Annotated in this window: 19 protein-coding genes; 6 read left to right on the forward strand and 13 right to left on the reverse strand. The window is 68.0% G+C overall.

What is annotated here, in order from left to right; genetic code table 11:
- Window positions 1–38: 38 nt before the first annotated feature.
- The 3 genes from A3CE_RS53420 to A3CE_RS0110255 form a co-directional block, all read right to left on the reverse strand.
- Window positions 39–245 (reverse strand): hypothetical protein, encoded by a 207-nt coding sequence (locus A3CE_RS53420; protein WP_020639993.1) that lies wholly within the window; start codon window positions 243–245, stop codon window positions 39–41.
- Between the two features lie 151 nt (window positions 246–396).
- A complete protein-coding gene (locus A3CE_RS54990) occupies window positions 397–585 on the reverse strand; it encodes a hypothetical protein (RefSeq protein ID WP_084641466.1) in 189 nt (62 codons plus the stop codon).
- A 145-nt stretch (window positions 586–730) separates the two neighbouring features.
- Window positions 731–1,699 (reverse strand): Lrp/AsnC family transcriptional regulator, encoded by a 969-nt coding sequence (locus A3CE_RS0110255; RefSeq protein ID WP_245589478.1) that lies wholly within the window; start codon window positions 1,697–1,699, stop codon window positions 731–733.
- 130 nt (window positions 1,700–1,829) lie between these two features.
- Here A3CE_RS0110255 and A3CE_RS0110260 point away from each other — a divergent pair, with 130 nt between their 5' ends.
- The gene (locus A3CE_RS0110260) at window positions 1,830–3,464 is read left to right on the forward strand and encodes an amidohydrolase (RefSeq protein WP_026468340.1); all 1,635 of its coding nucleotides are present in this window, start codon (window positions 1,830–1,832) and stop codon (window positions 3,462–3,464) included.
- 101 nt (window positions 3,465–3,565) lie between these two features.
- On the opposite strand, the gene A3CE_RS59265 is transcribed toward A3CE_RS0110260, so the two are convergent.
- Both A3CE_RS59265 and A3CE_RS50740 read right to left on the reverse strand, forming a co-directional pair.
- On the reverse strand, window positions 3,566–3,691 hold the full coding sequence (locus tag A3CE_RS59265; protein WP_281170593.1) for a hypothetical protein: 126 nt from the start codon (window positions 3,689–3,691) through the stop codon (window positions 3,566–3,568).
- A 566-nt stretch (window positions 3,692–4,257) separates the two neighbouring features.
- On the reverse strand, window positions 4,258–5,043 hold the full coding sequence (locus A3CE_RS50740; RefSeq protein WP_051183760.1) for an IclR family transcriptional regulator: 786 nt from the start codon (window positions 5,041–5,043) through the stop codon (window positions 4,258–4,260).
- 205 nt (window positions 5,044–5,248) lie between these two features.
- Here A3CE_RS50740 and A3CE_RS50745 point away from each other — a divergent pair, with 205 nt between their 5' ends.
- From A3CE_RS50745 to A3CE_RS50755, 4 genes are read left to right on the forward strand one after another with little or no spacing between them, the layout of a single operon-like run.
- Entirely contained in the window at window positions 5,249–6,856 is a 1,608-nt protein-coding gene (locus tag A3CE_RS50745) for a 4-hydroxyphenylacetate 3-hydroxylase family protein (RefSeq protein ID WP_169523975.1), read from the forward strand.
- Entirely contained in the window at window positions 6,853–7,296 is a 444-nt protein-coding gene (locus tag A3CE_RS0110285) for a RidA family protein (RefSeq protein ID WP_020640001.1), read from the forward strand. Before A3CE_RS50745 ends, A3CE_RS0110285 begins: the two co-directional genes overlap by 4 nt.
- The gene (gene nbaC / locus A3CE_RS50750) at window positions 7,293–7,919 is read left to right on the forward strand and encodes a 3-hydroxyanthranilate 3,4-dioxygenase (RefSeq protein WP_211231842.1); all 627 of its coding nucleotides are present in this window, start codon (window positions 7,293–7,295) and stop codon (window positions 7,917–7,919) included. The genes A3CE_RS0110285 and nbaC overlap by 4 nt, the downstream gene beginning before the upstream one ends.
- 38 nt (window positions 7,920–7,957) lie before the next feature.
- Complete coding sequence (locus A3CE_RS50755; protein WP_020640003.1) at window positions 7,958–8,440, forward strand: flavin reductase family protein; 483 nt, start codon at window positions 7,958–7,960, stop codon at window positions 8,438–8,440.
- Between the two features lie 318 nt (window positions 8,441–8,758).
- On the opposite strand, the gene A3CE_RS0110300 is transcribed toward A3CE_RS50755, so the two are convergent.
- On the reverse strand, window positions 8,759–9,043 hold the full coding sequence (locus A3CE_RS0110300) for a hypothetical protein (protein ID WP_020640004.1): 285 nt from the start codon (window positions 9,041–9,043) through the stop codon (window positions 8,759–8,761).
- Window positions 9,044–9,104: 61 nt separating this feature from the next.
- Entirely contained in the window at window positions 9,105–9,974 is an 870-nt protein-coding gene (locus A3CE_RS0110305; RefSeq protein WP_125591861.1) for an N-6 DNA methylase, read from the reverse strand.
- A 99-nt stretch (window positions 9,975–10,073) separates the two neighbouring features.
- Here A3CE_RS0110305 and A3CE_RS0110310 point away from each other — a divergent pair, with 99 nt between their 5' ends.
- The gene (locus A3CE_RS0110310) at window positions 10,074–11,129 is read left to right on the forward strand and encodes a hypothetical protein (RefSeq protein ID WP_020640006.1); all 1,056 of its coding nucleotides are present in this window, start codon (window positions 10,074–10,076) and stop codon (window positions 11,127–11,129) included.
- Between the two features lie 16 nt (window positions 11,130–11,145).
- Here the strand turns inward: A3CE_RS0110310 and A3CE_RS0110315 are convergent, their stop codons facing one another.
- From A3CE_RS0110315 to A3CE_RS0110340, 6 genes are read right to left on the reverse strand one after another with little or no spacing between them, the layout of a single operon-like run.
- Window positions 11,146–11,592, reverse strand: coding sequence for a hypothetical protein (locus A3CE_RS0110315; RefSeq protein ID WP_020640007.1), 447 nt, complete (start codon window positions 11,590–11,592; stop codon window positions 11,146–11,148).
- A complete protein-coding gene (locus tag A3CE_RS0110320; protein ID WP_245589480.1) occupies window positions 11,592–11,948 on the reverse strand; it encodes a hypothetical protein in 357 nt (118 codons plus the stop codon). Before A3CE_RS0110320 ends, A3CE_RS0110315 begins: the two co-directional genes overlap by 1 nt.
- The gene (locus A3CE_RS0110325) at window positions 11,932–12,282 is read right to left on the reverse strand and encodes a hypothetical protein (RefSeq protein WP_125591859.1); all 351 of its coding nucleotides are present in this window, start codon (window positions 12,280–12,282) and stop codon (window positions 11,932–11,934) included. The genes A3CE_RS0110320 and A3CE_RS0110325 overlap by 17 nt, the downstream gene beginning before the upstream one ends.
- Window positions 12,283–12,333: 51 nt before the next feature.
- Window positions 12,334–12,789: a hypothetical protein gene (locus A3CE_RS0110330; RefSeq protein ID WP_020640010.1), complete on the reverse strand. Its 456-nt coding sequence runs from the start codon at window positions 12,787–12,789 to the stop codon at window positions 12,334–12,336.
- Window positions 12,786–14,738, reverse strand: coding sequence for a hypothetical protein (locus tag A3CE_RS0110335; RefSeq protein ID WP_020640011.1), 1,953 nt, complete (start codon window positions 14,736–14,738; stop codon window positions 12,786–12,788). Before A3CE_RS0110335 ends, A3CE_RS0110330 begins: the two co-directional genes overlap by 4 nt.
- A complete protein-coding gene (locus A3CE_RS0110340) occupies window positions 14,738–17,122 on the reverse strand; it encodes a hypothetical protein (protein WP_020640012.1) in 2,385 nt (794 codons plus the stop codon). Before A3CE_RS0110340 ends, A3CE_RS0110335 begins: the two co-directional genes overlap by 1 nt.
- Window positions 17,123–17,132: the final 10 nt, after the last annotated feature.

Consider the following 17,132-nt stretch of genomic DNA (forward strand, 5'->3'; position numbering starts at 1 on the left):
CTACCGGCTGTACACGGTGCCAAGCGGACGCTACGTCTTCACGACGGCAAACGCGTGACCGGAAACTCGGGGCAGTCCCGGGAGATGCCCAGCACCCTGCACCGCACGTCCCAGAGTTCTTTCGCGGGCAATGAACCGATGGCCGGCTGGAACGCGGCCACCGAAGCGATGTTGACGACACCGCCGCGGCCGCGCATGGGCGGGTGCGCGGCGCGGGTGATGCCCAGGACCGCCTCGCAGGGCACCCGGAGAGTAGATCTCCCCGGCGCCATCGGCGGTGAGGAAGCCGCCGTGCTGGCCGAAGCCGGCGTTGTCGACGATGAGGCCGACGTCCTTCCTCCTGCCCGAAGCGATGCACTGGCGACGCCGTGTCGATCATTCAGGCGGCCCATCCACCTAGCTCGGTGGCCTCGGCGGGACCGGGGCGTCGGCGAAGGCATAGATGCGCCAGCGGCCGTCGGCGCGGGCGTGGTGTCCCAGGTGCACCAGGTGGGCCTCGGCGACGCGCACCACCTCGGGCGAGCAGAAACGCTTGCCGACCGGAAATCCGGGTGTGAGGTGCGCGTGATCGGGTGCGCCGACGATTTCCGACGGCTCAGACCGGCACCGTGGTCAGTCACGGTCTGCTCCTACGCAGGCTCGCCGTTCCACCAAAGCCACTGTTGTAGACAAATCGGCACAGACGTCCGCTGATGCAGCTCATGCGCCAAGATCTCGGCAAACCGGCCGATCAGGCCGGGCGGAGCAGCCCAGCGCGTTTGAAGGTCCGCAGAATCGGAGTGGTCTCGATGGCGGAGACGGACTTCACGGCGTCGAGAGAGTCGGTCAGCAGCTCGTACAGCGCATCGAGGTCCTCCGCAGCCACGGCGACGAGGAGATTGGCCGGCCCGGTGGTCACCGCGGCGAAGCGGACACGGGGATGATTGCTGAGCTTGCTTGCCGTCCGGCGCAGCGCCCCGGGGGCGACCTGGATCCACAGCAGCGCCTCGCAGCCGATGCCCAGCAGTGCGAGATCGACCTCGGCCACCAGCCGGACGGCGTGGCCGACCAGTCTGTCCGACCGCCGTCGCGCGACCAGCGGAGTGATGCCGGCCTGCCGGCCCAGCTCGATGTAACTGGCCCGCCCGTTCGCGGTCAGCGCCTGGATGAGGGCGTTGTCGACACTGTCGGGAGCGAGTGCGGTGGGCATCGCCGTGAGTGGACGCCGACCGAGCGCATCGGCCTCCGCTGCGGTCAGCAGGCCGCCCGTCCATCCGAACGGAACCGGAGAGGCCTGCAACAGCGTGTGGGCGGTCCACGAGTCGACGGCCTTGGTGGCGGGCAGATCGCGCAGCAGCAACGTGTTGCGCGCTTCGGGCCCGTCGAGGAAGAGGACGGTGCTGAGCTCGTCGCCTCCGCCAAGGAGATCGACCCACACGGTGTCGGGGCGGCGGGCGAGTGCGGCGGCCACGGTGAGGATCTGCCGGGGACGGCAGCGGATGCGCAGCGCGAGGGGCACCAGCCCGGGGAAGCAGCGGGGGTTGCGGACGGCGGTGACCCGGATCGTGCCGGCGTGCAGGAGCGGCCCCGCGCGCCGGACCACAGTGCGTTCGGACAGGCTCAGCGCGGTGGCGACCTCCCTCCAGGAAGCAAGGGGCACCGCCAGGAGGGCGGCCGCGATCCGGCGGTCGGTTTCGTCGAGCAATTGGCGCACGATCATCATTATCGGCTTCTTGGTGTCGTGATGTCTGCACGAAACACCCTGAAGATGGCGAGAACACCCGAGCGAGCCGCAGACTCGTTCCGGGCCGGCGCGCCGGCCCGGAAGTCAAGACGACGGAAGGAGTGCGATGAACGGACGGAATGCGGATCTGGTAGTGCGCGCCGGCACTGTGCACACCCTCGGCACACCGGAACGGCCGATCACCGCCCTCGCGGCGAGGGGCGGCACAGTGGTCGCCGTCGCCGGCCCCAGCGAGGAGCGCGACCTCCTGCGGGAGTGGACCGGCCCCGAAACCATCACCGTCGACGATCCGGGGCTGGTGGTGCTACCCGCCTTTGTGGACACCCACAACCACCTGATGCTGGCCGCCCGCAACACTTTGGGCGTGCCGGTCTCCGCGGCACACGACCTCACGAGCATGGTCGAGCTGATCCGCCGGCGCGCGGCCGACACCCCCGCGGGCGAATGGATCGTCACTGCCGCCGACTGGCACGAGCTCCAGCTCGCCGAGAAACGGCTGCCCACCGCCGCCGAACTGGACAGGGCAACGAGCATCCACCCGGTGCTGGTGCTGCGCGGTGGCCACAACGCGGTGCTGAACTCGGTCGCGCTGCGCCTGGCGGGGATCGGCCCCGACACGCCGGACGTCCCCGGCGGCTTCGTCGGTCGCGACGCGGCAGGCCGCCCGACCGGATGGCTCCAAGACGCCGCACTGGAGCCGGTCGCGAGGATCGTGCCGCCTCCGCCGGAAGCCGCCCTCGCCGATGGCCTCGCGGCAGCGTCCGCCCACTACGCCGCCCACGGCATCGGGACGGTTCGCGACCCCGCCGTCACGCCCCACGAATGGCACGCCTACCGCCGCGCCGAAGCCGCCGGGCGGCTCTCCGTCGCCAGCCACACGATGATCTGGACCATGCCCGAGGCCATCGACGCCGCCGGTTCGGTCTCCGGCTACCTCGACGGCCTCGAAGCACAAGGCATCACCCCGAAACCCGCGCAAGGCAGGCTCCGCGTATGGGGCCTGAAGTTCGTGCTCGACGGCGGTGTCGAAGCGGCAGCGCTCTCGGAGCCCTACGCCGACCGGCCGGGCTTCACCGGTCGGCTGCTCTGGGAACGCGCTGACCTGGTCGAGGCACTGGCCACCTGCGTCAAGCGTGGCTGGCCCGTGGGCACGCACGCCTTGGGTGACCGGGCCATCGCCCTGCTCCTGGAGGCGATCCGCGTGGTCACCGACCGCCACGGTCGCCTCCCGCCCGGAATGCTCGTCATCGAGCACGGCGGCCTCATCACCCCCGAGCAGATCGCCGAGGCCGTCGCCCTCGGGGTGCACATCACCGTCCAGCAGGCCTTGCTCACCGGCCTCGCCGCCCCCGTGATCGCCTCCTGGGGACCGCACCGCGCAGCCGCCATGTTCCCCTTCCGCGAACTTCTGGACGCGGGCGCGTGGATCAGCGCGGGCACCGACCACCCCGTCGTGTCCCTGGATCCCCTGCAGGGAGTGCACGACATGACGACCCGCCACACTCCCATGGGGACCCTCGGCGCGGAGCACGCGATCACCCGAGCCGAAGCCCTGCGGTTGTACACCACCGCGGGAGCACACTTCCTCGGACGCCACTCCGGCACTCCTCTCACCCCCGGAGCACCCGCCGACCTCGTGGCCTACCCCGTCGACCCCCTCACCTGCCCGGTCGACCAGCTCACCGCACTCGCACCCGCGCTCACCGCAATCGAAGGACGCATCACCCATCAGACTGACTGACGCCGGGCTTCCGGGTGAACTACCGGGCTGTGTCGGGTCGAGAGTGGCGCCGGGAACTACTGCGGGGAGAAGACCGTGCGAGGCGTATTCCAGGAGACTTCTCAAAGACGGCCTTGGGTCTTGCGTCCGACACCGACGTAGATGTCGTCCGGCTCCAGGTCGCTCAGCCCCGGTTCCGGGTGCCACAGCGGCAGTCCCGGGGTGACCTTCGCACCTCTTCCGGTCAACCCGACGACTAACACCTTAGAGACGAACGTCTTCGGCACCGTCCGCGTCACCCGCGCGTTCCTGCCCTGCTGCAGCACGCGGAAGCACCGGTCGTGTCAAACGTCGGCGGCGGCCTGGCCTCGCTGAACAACCGCTCCGACCCCGCGCATCCCACTCAGTTCTACCCGGACGTCGCCCACCCGGCGTCCAAGACTGCGGTCAACATGCCCACCGTGCAGTACGCGAAGGCGTTCCCTGAGATGCGAATCAACTCCGTCGAGTCGGCGTCATCAAAACGGACATCAACGACAACACGGGGAAGCACACCGTCGAGCAGGGCGACGCAGGGGGGGACGTTGGCCGGGCGCCAGTTCGCTGGCGGGCCCTCCACCACATCAGCCCCTGCCACCGCATCGGCCACATCGTCCAAGCAGGCCCTCGCCACACCCACGACGAACACCACGGACGCTACTGAGAAACCGCAGTGTGGCTCGACGGGTGTGGACAGTTGAAATCGAACCTGGCCATATGTCCGAAATCACGCCTGAAGGTATGAATAGACCAGACGTTTCGCTCGCCCCTGCCGCTACAGCTCGATATCAGCGTCCTGTGACGAAGCGTACGTTGAGCTGAGTGCTCGGGAAATACGGTGTGCCGTGCTGGCGAGAACGGGCACCAGGGCCACGGGACTGCGGCCGTTCGGCAGAACGACGGATAGGGACGCAGCGACCACCGAGGATGCACTCCGCCGGATCGGCACTGCGATGCTCTGCGCCTCGGGGTGCAGATGTCCGGCGCACAACGCGAATCCTCGCTCCCGGATCTCCGCCAACCGGGGTCGCAGCACCTCGGGCCGAGTGATTGTGCGCTCCGTGTACCGCGCGAGGGGCTGCGACATGATTTCCGTCTGCAGCGAGGCGGGACCGAACGCGAGCAGTACCTGCCCCGATGACGACACGTGCAACGGCAGCCGACCCGCGAGGTGGCTTCGGTTCGGCACAGCCTGCGGCGCCGACAACCGCTCGACGAACAACACCTCCGCGCCGTACCGCACGCTGAGCTGGACGTGCTGCCCCACTGTCGCGTGCAAGTCCTCCATGTAGGGCAGTGCCGCCTCCCGGAGGGCGAGGGTCGGAGACGCCCGTAGCCCGATCTCCCACATGCGCAACCCGACCCGCACCTGGCTATCGGCATCACGGATCAGCAATTCACAGTCCACCAGTGCCGCGATGATGCGGGACGCTGTGGCCACGTGCAGCCCTGTCCGCCGAGCGATGGTCGAGACCGACAAGGCCCCCTCTCCGGCTTTGAACGCCTCGAGGACGCGTACCACGCGCGCAAGGAACGAGTCTCCCGGAATGCCGCCCGCCACACCGACCACCTCGCTCCGCGGCGACTGCAAGCCGCCATCAAACCTGTGTCCTGGCCAGCTAGTTTCCCATGTGGAGCCACGCTGCAAGCGGTCAGTCTCTCGCGACGTGAGAAGTCGCTGTCCGATTCGCCACCGGGCCGGCAGCCTGTCCTCTATCGATCGGCCGGAACGTTCCCGGCCACCGCGCAATACTTGGAGGGCGATCGTGGCCAGAACCGGCGAGGAGTACCGAAAAGGGCTGGAAGACGGCCGCGAGGTGTGGCTCGACGGTAAGCGCATCACTCAGGTCGCCGATCACCCCGCGTTTCGCCACAGCGCCCGCTCCATCGCTCGACTGTACGACATGCAGCACGACCCCGCCTACCGTGACGTACTCACCTACACCGTCGACGACACGGGGCGAACCGCTCACCGGGCGTTCCAGATCCCCCGATCGTACGAGGACCTCGTTGCCCGTCGGAAGGCGATCAAGCTGTGGTCGGAGGCGACCTTCGGCTACATGGGTCGCACCCCTGACTACAAAGCGTCGATGTGGGCCGGCTTCGCCTCAGCTCCTCACGTTTTCACCTCGGACAGCACCCGTGACTACCCTGCGCACGTCATCGCCCAATACGAGCGGCTGCGCGACGGAGACGTCTTCCAGGCGCACTCGATCGCCAACCCGATGGTGGACAAGCGCAAGCCGGTCCGGGATCAGGTGGACCCGTCGATTGTGCTGGGGGTGGTTCGGGAGACGGACTCGGGCATCGTGGTGAGTGGCGCGAAGACCGTAGCCACCGGCGCGATCCTCAGCGACGAGATCCAGATCGGCACCATCGAGCCGCTCAGTTTCGACGACCGGGACAACGCTCTGGCCTTCACCGTCCCGCTGAACGCGTCCGGGCTACGGATGATCGCCCGGCGGTCCTACGAGCGCAGCGCGGAGAGCTTGTTCGACCAGCCGTTCTCGACCTGCTTCGATGAGAACGACGCGACCGTCGTCTTCCAGGACGTGCATATTCCGTGGGAGAAGGTGTTCGTCTACCGGGACGTGCCGACCGCCTACCTGCAGTGGTGGGACACCCCGGGCTTCGTCTACATGTGCAACCAATCGGCAATCCGACTCTGGACGAAGCTTGAGTTCCTGGCAGGCTTGGCGCTCAAGATCGCGAAGCTGAACGGCAGCTTCGCCGTACCGACGGTGCGCATGGCCCTCGGCCAGCTGATAGCGCAGGTGCACGGCTTCCGCTCGATGGTTTTGGCGGCCGAGGCCGACTACGAGGTTCACAACGAGCTAACCGGCGTAGTCCAGCCAAATCGATCGATCACCCTGTCCGGGCGCGCCCTGGGTCCTTCGTTGTACGTGTCGTTCGTCAGCGCGATCAAGGAGCTGTGCGGGAGTGCACTGATCCAACTCCCCAGCTCCTACCGCGACCTGCTCGATCCTGAGGAGGGTGCGCTTATCGAGCGATACATCACCGCACCGGGCGAGGGCTCTCGCCGCCGGGTGCAGCTGATGAAGCTGGCCTGGGACGTGTTGGGCTCGGAGTTCGGCTCCCGGCACGAGCAGTACGAGCGCTTCTACCTGGGTGCGCCATACGCATTTCTGCCCACACTGCTCAACGAGGGTCAACCCGGCGTCTTCGAATCGCTGGTGGACGCCGCGCTCGAGTCGTACTCGCTGGACGACGCGCTCGACGAGACCGCCGCTATGGTGCTCCCCTTCGGGAAGCGCATCCTGCGAGTGGGAGCAGCCGAGGGTCCCGGAATCGTCTCAGGCGCCACGCCCGTCTCCGCGAAGATCGACCGGCGTCCGCCGATGATGCGCTCGTGAATCAGATTGCGCGCATCACCAAGGTCACCAACGCGCCGGCCCCATCCGGCCGCTACTCGCACGCGATCGTCGCGAACGGTCTGATCTTCTGCGCCGGACAGGGCAGCAAAGACCCGGATACCTGGGTTGAGGCCGGCCTCGACCTGGATGAGGATGGCACGATAGTCGGCTACGACATTCGCGTGCAGGCCCGGGGCTGCTTCCGTAACCTCTCCAGTGTTCTCGCCTCCGCCGGGGCCGGGCTCGACGATGTCGTCGAGGTCAACGTCTACCTCGTCGACATGAACGACTTCGCCGCGATGAACGAGGTGTTCGCGGAGGTCTTCCCGGACGTACAGCCCGTCCGCACCACGATCGGCGTCGCCGGACTGCCCGGCCGGAACTTCATCGAGATTCGCGCAGTTGCCGTAGCACCAAAACCTGGAGAGGAGCAGAGATGACAACCGAACCCCGAGATGTCATGCGGCCCCTGGAGTCGTTCTCACTCCAGGCGTGGCTCGACCTCAACCGAACCAACATGCTCCTGCCGATCACCAACCAAACAATCTATAAGGGTAACGATACGTTCATCGTCATGGCCGTCGGCGGCCCGAACAACCGCAAAGACTTTCATTACAACGAGAGCGAGGAGCTGTTTATCCAGCTTAGCGGCGACATTGAGGTCGGCCTCTACATTGACGGCAAGATCACCATACAGGAAGTCAAAGAGGGCGAGATGTTCCTCGTCCCAGCCCGTCAACCGCATCAGCCGCGGCGTCCGGCGAACACGATGGGCATTGTGATCGAGAAGCATCGGGTGCCGACCGAGCGCGACGGTTTCCTCTACTTCTGCAACGCCTGCAACGCGAAGCTGTTCGAGCAGTACTTCGTGCTCGAGGACATCATCAAGCAGCTGCCGCTTGTCCAGCGCGCATTCTACAACTCGCTGGAGAACCGCACCTGCAGCGCCTGCAGGCACGTAACCGAGCAGCCCGAGGGCTGGTCGGACGAGGTCGCACTACTCGAAGAGGACAATCCCTACTCCGAGGATCCGCTCACCGCGATCCGTGGACGGTCGTGGTGAGGACCGTTGCTTCCACCAGTAGACAATTCCGGCGCTGTGTGGGCAGTTTTCCGACCGGCGTGTGCGTGGTGGCGAGTGCGGGGGCGTCCGATCCGGCCGGCATGACGCTGAACAGCTTCACCTCGGTGTCGCTGGAGCCGCTACTGATTGCGGTTGCCTTCGCTGACGGCACTCGGACCGGCATCGCCGTCGCGGAATCCGGAACGTTCTCAGTGTCGGTACTGGCGGCCGACCAACGCGACATCGCAGTGGCATTTGCCCGAGCGGGCGCGGACTTCCGCGAGGACCTCGTCACCCGCGACGGCGCCCGGTTCTGGGTGCCCGGCTCCGTCGCCAACCTGCACTGCTCGGTGGCGGAGACGGTGCAGGCCGGAGACCATCAGCTGGTACTGGGTCATGTCGAGGAGTTCCGTGGTCACCCGAAGCCACCGCTCGTGTTTCACTCCGGCCGCTTCAAGGAGATGCACGACGGCGGCACTGAGTTCGCCGATGATTTTTTCCTCGAACGCTTCGGCTGGTAGTCAAAGGCCAGGTCGGCCGCAACGCGCCACAGCGGACTCCGAGGCCGCACCACACCGCACACCCTTCGAGGTTCGTGTTCACCTCGTCTTCGACCAGCTCGACTTTCGCACTCATGCGGCCGCTTGTGCCTGGGCCACCTGGACCTCCAGGATTTCCTCAGACGTGACTGGTCCGGACAGGATGACGGAAGAAATCGGGCGGCGATGATCTGGCGGCGGAGCCTGGTGAGCATACCCAGGGGCCGGTGGACTCCCCCCACCGCGACTGTGTCGACCCACTCTTTGGAATTCGACGTCGAAGGCGGTGACGAACCGTGCTCATCGTTCTTTACGCGGGCGTCCTCCGCCCGCTCCGGGGCCGGCCCTGCCGGCTGCCCACAGCTCGATCTCGCCTTTGCGGTCGCGGGACCAGCCGGGTGTGCGGCCGATGATGACGTCCGGTTCGGGGAAGGGGTGGGTGTCGGCGTAGCGGGTGCGCCAGTTGGCGACGGCGCGGTGGCCGATGCCGAACCAGGCGCCGATCTCGACCATGTCGACGTAGCGGTAGGTCGTGCCCGCCTCGGCGGGCGGGCCGTCCTCGACCGTGTGCTCGACGGGATCCACCGAGCGAAATTAGCAGGTCGCGGCGGCCACCCTCGATCTTCGACGCTCCTGGCGTGTCAGGTCACAGCCGCTTGAGGAAGTCCAGTACGTTCACGGCAGCGAACAGCCCGTCGGCCTGTTCGAGGAACTGGGCGCGTCGCCGCTGGGCTTCGGCGGGCCAGTCCGGCTGGGTCAGGATGTCGCCGACGTAGAGGACGATCCGGGGTCCGAGCTGCCAGATCACGCTGTTGACCGCGGTGGCGGCGACGGCGAGTTCGTCGATGTCGGCGCCCACCCAGACCATGTCCGCAGGGTTCAGGCCGCGGCTGCGGATCGTCTCGACGGCCACCCGGAAGAGACCTCCGGTGCCGACGGTGTCGTCGCAGAACGACTGGCCGGGCTTGATGTCGTCGAGGGTGAGCGCGGTCAGGGCGCGAGCGACGTCGCCGGGGGTGTACATCTGGGCGTTGACCTTCGCGTTGGCCGGTGCCCGTAGTGCGCCGAGGACCGGGCCGAGCAGGTCGGCGGCGTAGCGGCGGTCGGTGGCGGTCAGTTCGAGCTGGCGGGCGTCCAGGGCCGCGTCCGCTGTCCGCTTGATCCGGGCCCGCAGTTGCTGGTCGTTGTTCTCGAACAGCCAGCCCAGGAGTGGATAGGCCCAGGCTGTCAGGTCCGGTCGCAGGTGGAGCGTCACCGCCCAGGTGTAGCGGGCGATGGTGATGAACTCCTCGGGCGACTGCTTGCGCAGTATCTGCGCAAGTCCCGGGCCATGCTGCGCGTTCATCCCGGCCACCGCGATGGTGGCCACGACCCCCAACGGCACCGCGGGCCGTGCCGGGCCGCTGCCTTTGTGCCAGGCCTCGGCGACGTCCACCGCGATTTTCAGGGCGTGGCATTCCGCGTCGATGGGTGAGCTGGCGCCCGACTTGCCTGTTCGGTGCTTCGGATCGTTCACGGCGTCCTCCTTCAAAGCAAACCTTGTTGACTTCGTACTCAACGTTTGCTTACGGTAAACCACGAGAACTTAGTACACAAGGTTTCTGGAGGTCGCCCGATGAGTCAGCCAGCCGATTCACCTGTCTGGGAACCACCTCTTCCCCGCCAGCTGCCGACGCTGCGCGAGCACCTGGCTGGCCACCTGCGGTCCGAGCCGGCGTACCTGTTCACGATGGCGGCGTTGAAGGCGGGCCGCGGAACGATCCGCCCTGACACCAGCCCTGAACTTGGCGCCGCTCTCCTGCTCGAGGACGAGCACCAACGGCTGCGCCACGCACAGCTCTTCTACGTAACCGCCGACATCACGACACTGATCCGGCAGGCAGCGCCCAGCCTCAAGGATGAGTGGGGCATTCAGCCGCACGACATCCCGGCGCAGACCGGGTTCATGCTGTTCGCAGACCCGATGGCCGAGTACGTCCGCGAAGACGGCGTGCGCATCGACATCGTGGCGGTGTCGTGGGGCGAGACCGACTTGCTTTCCAGCTCGACCGGCGGGCTGTGGGTCACGTTCTGGAGCGCCACGGACTTCACCGCCCTCCGCCGTCTCGCACGCGCCGCCGGGGCGAACCCGCGCGAGGCCGACGTCATGGCCCGGTCGCAAGCCGCGGAACTCACCTGGGACAACGAGGTCTACATGCCGTGGGGTGCCGGGCGTCCGGAAGTGCCGGATCCCGGAGACGGAGTGCGCGCGGTCGACCCCCGGCGGACCGCCGCCGCGAAGACAACTCTGGGCTGGCTGCAAACCGTCCACGCAGCATGGATCTTCTGTACTCCCAACACACTCACCGAGACGTCCGAGGAACACCTTCCCCGCACGCAACGCATCCGCGCGGAGCGCGCCGGTCACAACGCCACGCCGGTCCGCGTCGTCTCCGTCAGCCGCAAACGCGTTCGCAGCTCCGCAAGGCCGGGAGAGCCGAGCGGTCGCACCGTCAGCGTCCGGTTCCCGGTCGCACCGTTTATCCGCAACCAGGCCTACGGCCCGGGAAGACAGTTTCGCCGCTTGACGCCGATCGCAGGCCACTGGCGCGGACCAGCCGATGCCCCCGTACGAATCTCCAAGACGGTGAACCTCGTTGACACGCCCGTCGATCGCCGTCCGGCTTCATGATGGATCTGGGGCGTGGTCAGGAATGCAGGTCTGATGTCGGATGGATCGGCAGCCACGGCTCCGCGATACCCAAGTCCGCCCGTGCTGTTTCGACGAATGCAGTGATCGCCCGGTCGAGTGCGCGGCGTGCGGCGTCGTCTTCTGCTCGGGCCGGTTCTTCGACTGCGCCGCCGAAGCTCGGCCTGCTGCGGGCCTGGATCGCCTGAGTCCCGGCCGCGAACTGGTGCCCCGCGGTGACGAGTCGTTCCAACGTGGCGTTGAGCTCCTGGTTGCTGAAGAACGCGACCTGCACGGCAGCGGCCTCCAGCGTCGCCAGCAGCGGTGAAGGATCGACCGGGTGCCGCCCGCGCCACACGGGCGAGTGAACGAGCTGGTAGGCCGCGGCGGCGATCGCGGGAAATAGCGTGCCTTTGCGCTGCAGCACGAGGTAGCGCGCGGCGCCATCGTCAGGTGCGGCGGTCATCAGGGCAGGTCGTAGCCGAGGTTCTCGGCGACGTCGTCGACGAAATCCTCGCCGGCCACGCCGGGCTCGCGGTCCTGCACGTCCCACGCGGCGTCCTCGACGGCGTCGCCACCTTCGGTAAAGGCGTCTGCGACCAGGTCGACCAGTTCGCGGGCCTGGGCCTGGTCCAGGTCGAAACGCTGCGCCGCGGAGGTCGCGGCATAGTCGAGGTCGTTCTCGGCGTAGTCGTCCATGTCGTCTCCGATCGCCGGCTGCTTTACCGGAGACATGTCCTCGGTCATGGGGCGTTGATGCACGGCGAGGCCGGCGTGCCCGCTGCGATCAGCTGCAGCAGCAGGCTCATCGATCACCGCCATGGCGACACGGGTTGAGCACGAGACGGACTTCGGCACCTCGCCACGCACCAACGTCGCCCGCGGTAGCACGGTGGTAGTGCCAGCCGGGATGGTTCGAGCTGGCCAGCGACCGGCGGCACCGGCACGGCTCGGCCTGCCACCAACCGGCATGAAGAATCTTCAGCCGGACGCCGCCGGGCGTGCCGGCGGCCCACCGGGTGAGCGCTGCCCTTGCCCGGCCGACGATCTCGCCGAGCGTCGTGCCGTGGATGAGTAGGTGGCCGTGTGCCTCCTGGTGGTCGACGACCCACTCCACCATTTCCAGCTGCGGGACCGGCCCGCTGACGTTCTGCATCCCCACCACCCGCCTCGCCGTCGCTGAAGACATGGCTCCAGGGCTGTGGATTCAGTCTTGATCGAGTGCGTCGATCTCAGCGCGCTGTGCCGCGGTCAGGGTGGTCATCCAGGTGTCGAAGTCCTGCAGCACCGCCAGCCGAGGGCCGCGCGCGGGCTGGACATAGGCTCGCTGCCCGGTGACGAGGTGGAGACCGACGCGCCGCCCGACGCGCCGAGCTGTGGCGACGTGCAGGGCACGACGGCGGACGATCGCCAGGTCGAACACCGGCAGGCCCGAGCCCGCCCCGGCCGCGGTGACGATCGGGCGGATCCAGATCACGTCAGGGTCCTCGTCATCCAGGCGTACGTGGCGGGCGAGAGCAGCGCGGAACACTTCCCGGTCCTCGTCGAACACGACAAGCTCCGCGCCGGGCAGGTCGTCCCCGGCATCGTCGCCGCGTCCGGTGAGCAGATCGTCCAAGCAGGCGATGAGCTGTGCCGGGGAGAGCGGTCTGCTGTAAGTCATACGGTCACGACCTTCTCGATGGGTTTGCCGGCGATCGTGGTGACGCCCTTGGCCAGCAGCATCATGCGGATCTCGTCCCGTTGGGCCGTGCTACCGCAAAGGATCCGGCTGGGGCCTTGAGGACCGAGCAGGTCGATGCCATCGGCGAACATGACCTCGTTGCTCGCGCTGGTGAATTTCGCAATCTTGAACGGGTCGCGAGTGGCCTTCGATACCGAGTGGTTTCCGGCCGGGTTGACCGCGCCGTAGGTGTCCGCGTTGGCGCCGTAGTAGTCCGCGCGAGCGAGCAGCCGCTCAGGCTGATCCCACACCAGACTCGGCTCCGAGCCGAGCGACGAGGTCTTACGGACGCGCAGGAACACCGAACTCGCCCCGCCGCTGAGCTTGTCCGCCCCTTCGCTCATGCCGACGCCCTGGTGCGTGCCCATCGTCGTGCGGCGCTCGGTCGAGGCCAGCACCCCCGTGGTCAACATCGCCTTCAGCCCGGCAGCCGACGTCTTGTGCACCAGCGACCGACCCACGACGGCGCCGCTGAGCTTAGGGAGTGAGTTGCCGACGTCGAAGCGGCTCCACGTCAGCCAGCCGGCCGACCGCTGCGGCGCCGGGTCATAGCCGGGACTGCCGGCCAACGCCGCGCCGTCAGCGAAGCCGGTCGCCTTGGCGACCGCGTCCCGCAGAACCTGCACCTTCGCCGGCAGAGCACGGGTGTGGGCTTCGAGCTGAATGCCCTTGGCGAAGCCGGCCAGCTGGGTATCGGTCATGCCGACGGCTTCGTGCGCGCGTTCGTAGAAGATCTCCTGCCGGACCATCTCCTCCAGGTGCTCCCCCGTCACCCGCGCAGCGGCCACCTCGGCGTACGTGCCCAGGCTCTGGGCAGTGACGTTGGCGGTGAGGTAGCTGTACTCGCCTTCGTCACGGGTCATGGGGCGGTTGGCCAGGTTGAGTTGTCCGAGGCGGCGGACGAGTTCGGGGCCGTGGCCCTCGCCTGCGGGTGCGATGACCTCGAGCCGACCGCGCAGCGAGTACTCCGACTTCGCCGGGTCATTGACACTGTAGGGGCGGTAGACGGCCTGGAACCCGTCGCCGAGGTCGATGGCGTACTCCTTGCCCAGGACGTTCGTCGCGCGGGCACCGTCCCAGCTGGCCTGCCCGGTGGTGGTGTCCAGCGTCGGCTTGATCCTGGTGGCGTCCCGCAGCACCGCGACCGCGGCCTCGCTGGACGCTTCGGGCGGCAGGGCGGGCACCATCACCGTGACCAGCGCGGTGCCCTCATGCAGGAACGGCGCGACATGGTCGATCGGAGTACCGGTCGCGGCGGCGCACTGCACGGCCTCCAACCGGCCGACGTAGTAGTCCAACATGGCGTGCTCCACCGGGGACGCCGCGTCGCCGAGGTCTGCCGCGAGCCCTTCGATCGCGGACTCGGCGGCGGCGATCTTCTTCGCGGTCGTCGCCGGCGGCGACGTCTGCGCGTCGAGGCTGCCGTTGGTGATGTGGTGGTTCACGCTCTTGGCCGCGGCGATGATCTTCTCGGCGAGAGCGTGCTGCTCGTCGACCGGCAGCCGGCCGGTGACCTGCTGCTCGACCTGCGTCGGAACCATCTCGGGGCTGATGTTGAGCGCGTCCAGCAACTTGGCCTCCGCGTCCTCATCCACTCGCGCGTGCAGCACGATCCGCGCACCGTCCGTGCTCTCGTAGCTGACGAGCGTGGCGGTGGAGGCGAGCAGGTCGGCACCACCGACCAGGACCGGCTCCCCGTAGGCGTGGCCGACGTCGGGGGTGAGCGGGATCGGGGTGACCGGCAGTTGTCCCGGCTCGACCTCGAGTGGTTCATCGGCGACGGGTACGAGTTCCGGTGCGTCGTCGGCCGGGGCGGGCTGCGTCTCGGTCGTGGGCTCAGCTGGCGCGATGGCGTAGGGAGTGTGGGTGGTTTTGGCGTTGGTGCCCATCACGTCTTGCCGAGGTGCTGCAGGGCCGCAGCCGAGGAAATCTTGACCTCCTCGGTGAAGAACTTCACGAAGTCGCGGCGCAGGTTCTTCTTGCGCTCGACGGCGTAGTCCAGAAAGGACTCGGCGATCTGGCTCGAGGTGACCGCGGATTCGGCGATGCCGTGCGTCTTCGCCGCCCGGGTGCGCATCGGCGCCACCCACGTCACGTCCTGGCTCGCGCCGGCGTAGGCGGTGGTGTGCAGGGTGGCACGCCACTCCGCGTCGGGAACGGACTCGAGCCGGCGGATGACCGAGTGCGCGACGGCCGGGTTGACCTGCACACCCTTGCCCAACTTGCCGGCCAGGTGCGCGTCGTAGATCTCGTGATAGACCGCCGTGGTGCTCGGCCGGTAGCCGAGGGCGAGCTTGTCGCGGCCGAAGTTCTTGAACGCCTGGCCCTGATCGATCGGCACCAACCCGCCGGCGGGGGTGCGCAGGACGTTGCCGTGATGGGCGTCGTGATTGCCCAACGCCCAACTGGTGACGTGCAGCCGGACCACCTCGTCGACATCGGCCTGCGACCAAGTCGCCGGCGTCCCCGACATCGGCTTCGCCCCGGGCAGCAGCGGCTGCACGCTGACCGGGTTGCCACCGACCTTGGTCGCGTAGACCGGCACAGCCGGAAGACCGGCCCGCGCCGCCAGCCGCGAGGCGGCGGCTTCGGCTTGGGTGATGGCGCCGGCATGGGGTTTGCTCTCGCGCTTGGCGATCCAGGTCGTGCCATCAGGTCCGGTGTGGAGTGTCTTGGGATGGGTGCCGCCGAGGTTCGCGGGCTGCCCCGTCCCGAAGTCCCAGGCCGCCACGGCCGCGGGATCGAGTGGCTTGGGGACGGCGGTGTGTGCGGCTTGAGCGTGCTGCAGGGCGGCGACGAGCTGCGCGTGCTGCAGCCCGAACCGGCTCCGCGGCTTGCCCATCACCGGCGAGGCGGCCACCGGTTTCGGCTGCGTGGGCGTCGCCTTCAGCGTGCCCTTGATCGTGGTGACGTCGGACGCCGAGGCGCTCAGGTGCCCCTGCAGGAGCTTCCCGAGCGTCGCCTTGGTCGCGACGCTGGCTTCCGCGGCGGTCGCGACGCCGCTGCCGACGACGAATTTCCGGAGATCGGCGACCTTCTGCTCGTCCGCCCAGGCGAGCACCTTCGATTGCCCGGCTTGCAGCACAGCCTGGTGGACCGGCGCGGGTTCGACGGTGTCCCAGGTCGTAGCGGCCGCATGGACTTCGGCGATCGCACGCACCTGCAGGACCAGAGCACCGGCCGTCCCCTGATCGAGAGGTCCGGCGAGGACAGCGGAGACTTCTCCCGCGCAGGCCTTCGAGTTGGCCAGCATCGCCGACCGCTCGGCGACGACACCGCTGATCTCGTCCCGCTCTGCTACAGGCGTCGACGCCCGCAGCAGCTGCAGCACCTGATGGACGCCCAGCGTCTGCAGCTGGTCCTCGTCGATCTTCCCGCCGAGCTTCGCGGTCGCCACCGCGGTGCTCAACTGAGCTGCGGTGACGGACCCCAACAACTGGTCGACCTGGTGGCGAGCCGCCGCGGTCGCGGCGCTGAAGTCGCCGGCCAGGGCGGGATTCTGCGCGGTGGCGATCTGGTTTTCCCAGTGCAGCAGCGTCGCGATCTTGTCCGGCGTCACTGACTGACATTGCTTGGCGACAACCGCGGCGAAGGTGTCGAAGTCCGCCTGCACCGCGGCGAGGTCAGCCTCGGTGGCCGGCCAGCCTTCAAACCCGAGCGGTAGCGCCGCGGCTGTCGCCGGGATGTTCCATTCGGTCAGCGTCTTGCCGTTAACCGTCTCGCCCGCACACAGCGCGGCGTGCCGGGCGTGGGCGAGAGCTTGGATCTTCTTCTTGGCTTCACTGCCAACCGGTGTAGACGGGTCCAGCCACACTGCCAGCGGATGCGGTGCCTGCCCGGCGATCCCGACGAGTTCTGGATGATCGAACCCCGCCGCCGCGGCGATCTCAGCGAGCTCCTCAGGGGACAGGCCGGCCAGGTACTCGGCCGTGAGGACCTGCAGCTGCTGGTGGTAGGGCCCGGCGGCAGTGTCGGAAACCTGGCTTTCGGCAGCGAGCGCGGCGCCGACCGCGGCAGAGAACAAGCCGTAACCCTCGACCGGGTTGTCGGGGACGTCGATGGCCGGGAGTCCGTCCGGGTCGATGCCGCCCTGCACGATGCCGGCGACGAACTTGAGGTTCTCCTCCGCGGTGTCCGCGGGCTCCTCGGTATGCGCGCAGATCGCCGCGAAGTGCTGCAGAAGCGCGTCATCGCCGGCGATCGGCGCGTAAGCCTTCGGGCCGGCCGGAGCGACGGCATAAGCGGCGTGGTCGGTCTTCGCGTTGGTCCCCATCGCAGCGCCC

Origin of the sequence: Amycolatopsis balhimycina FH 1894, from assembly GCF_000384295.1 — a bacterium.
Classification (GTDB): domain Bacteria; phylum Actinomycetota; class Actinomycetes; order Mycobacteriales; family Pseudonocardiaceae; genus Amycolatopsis; species Amycolatopsis balhimycina.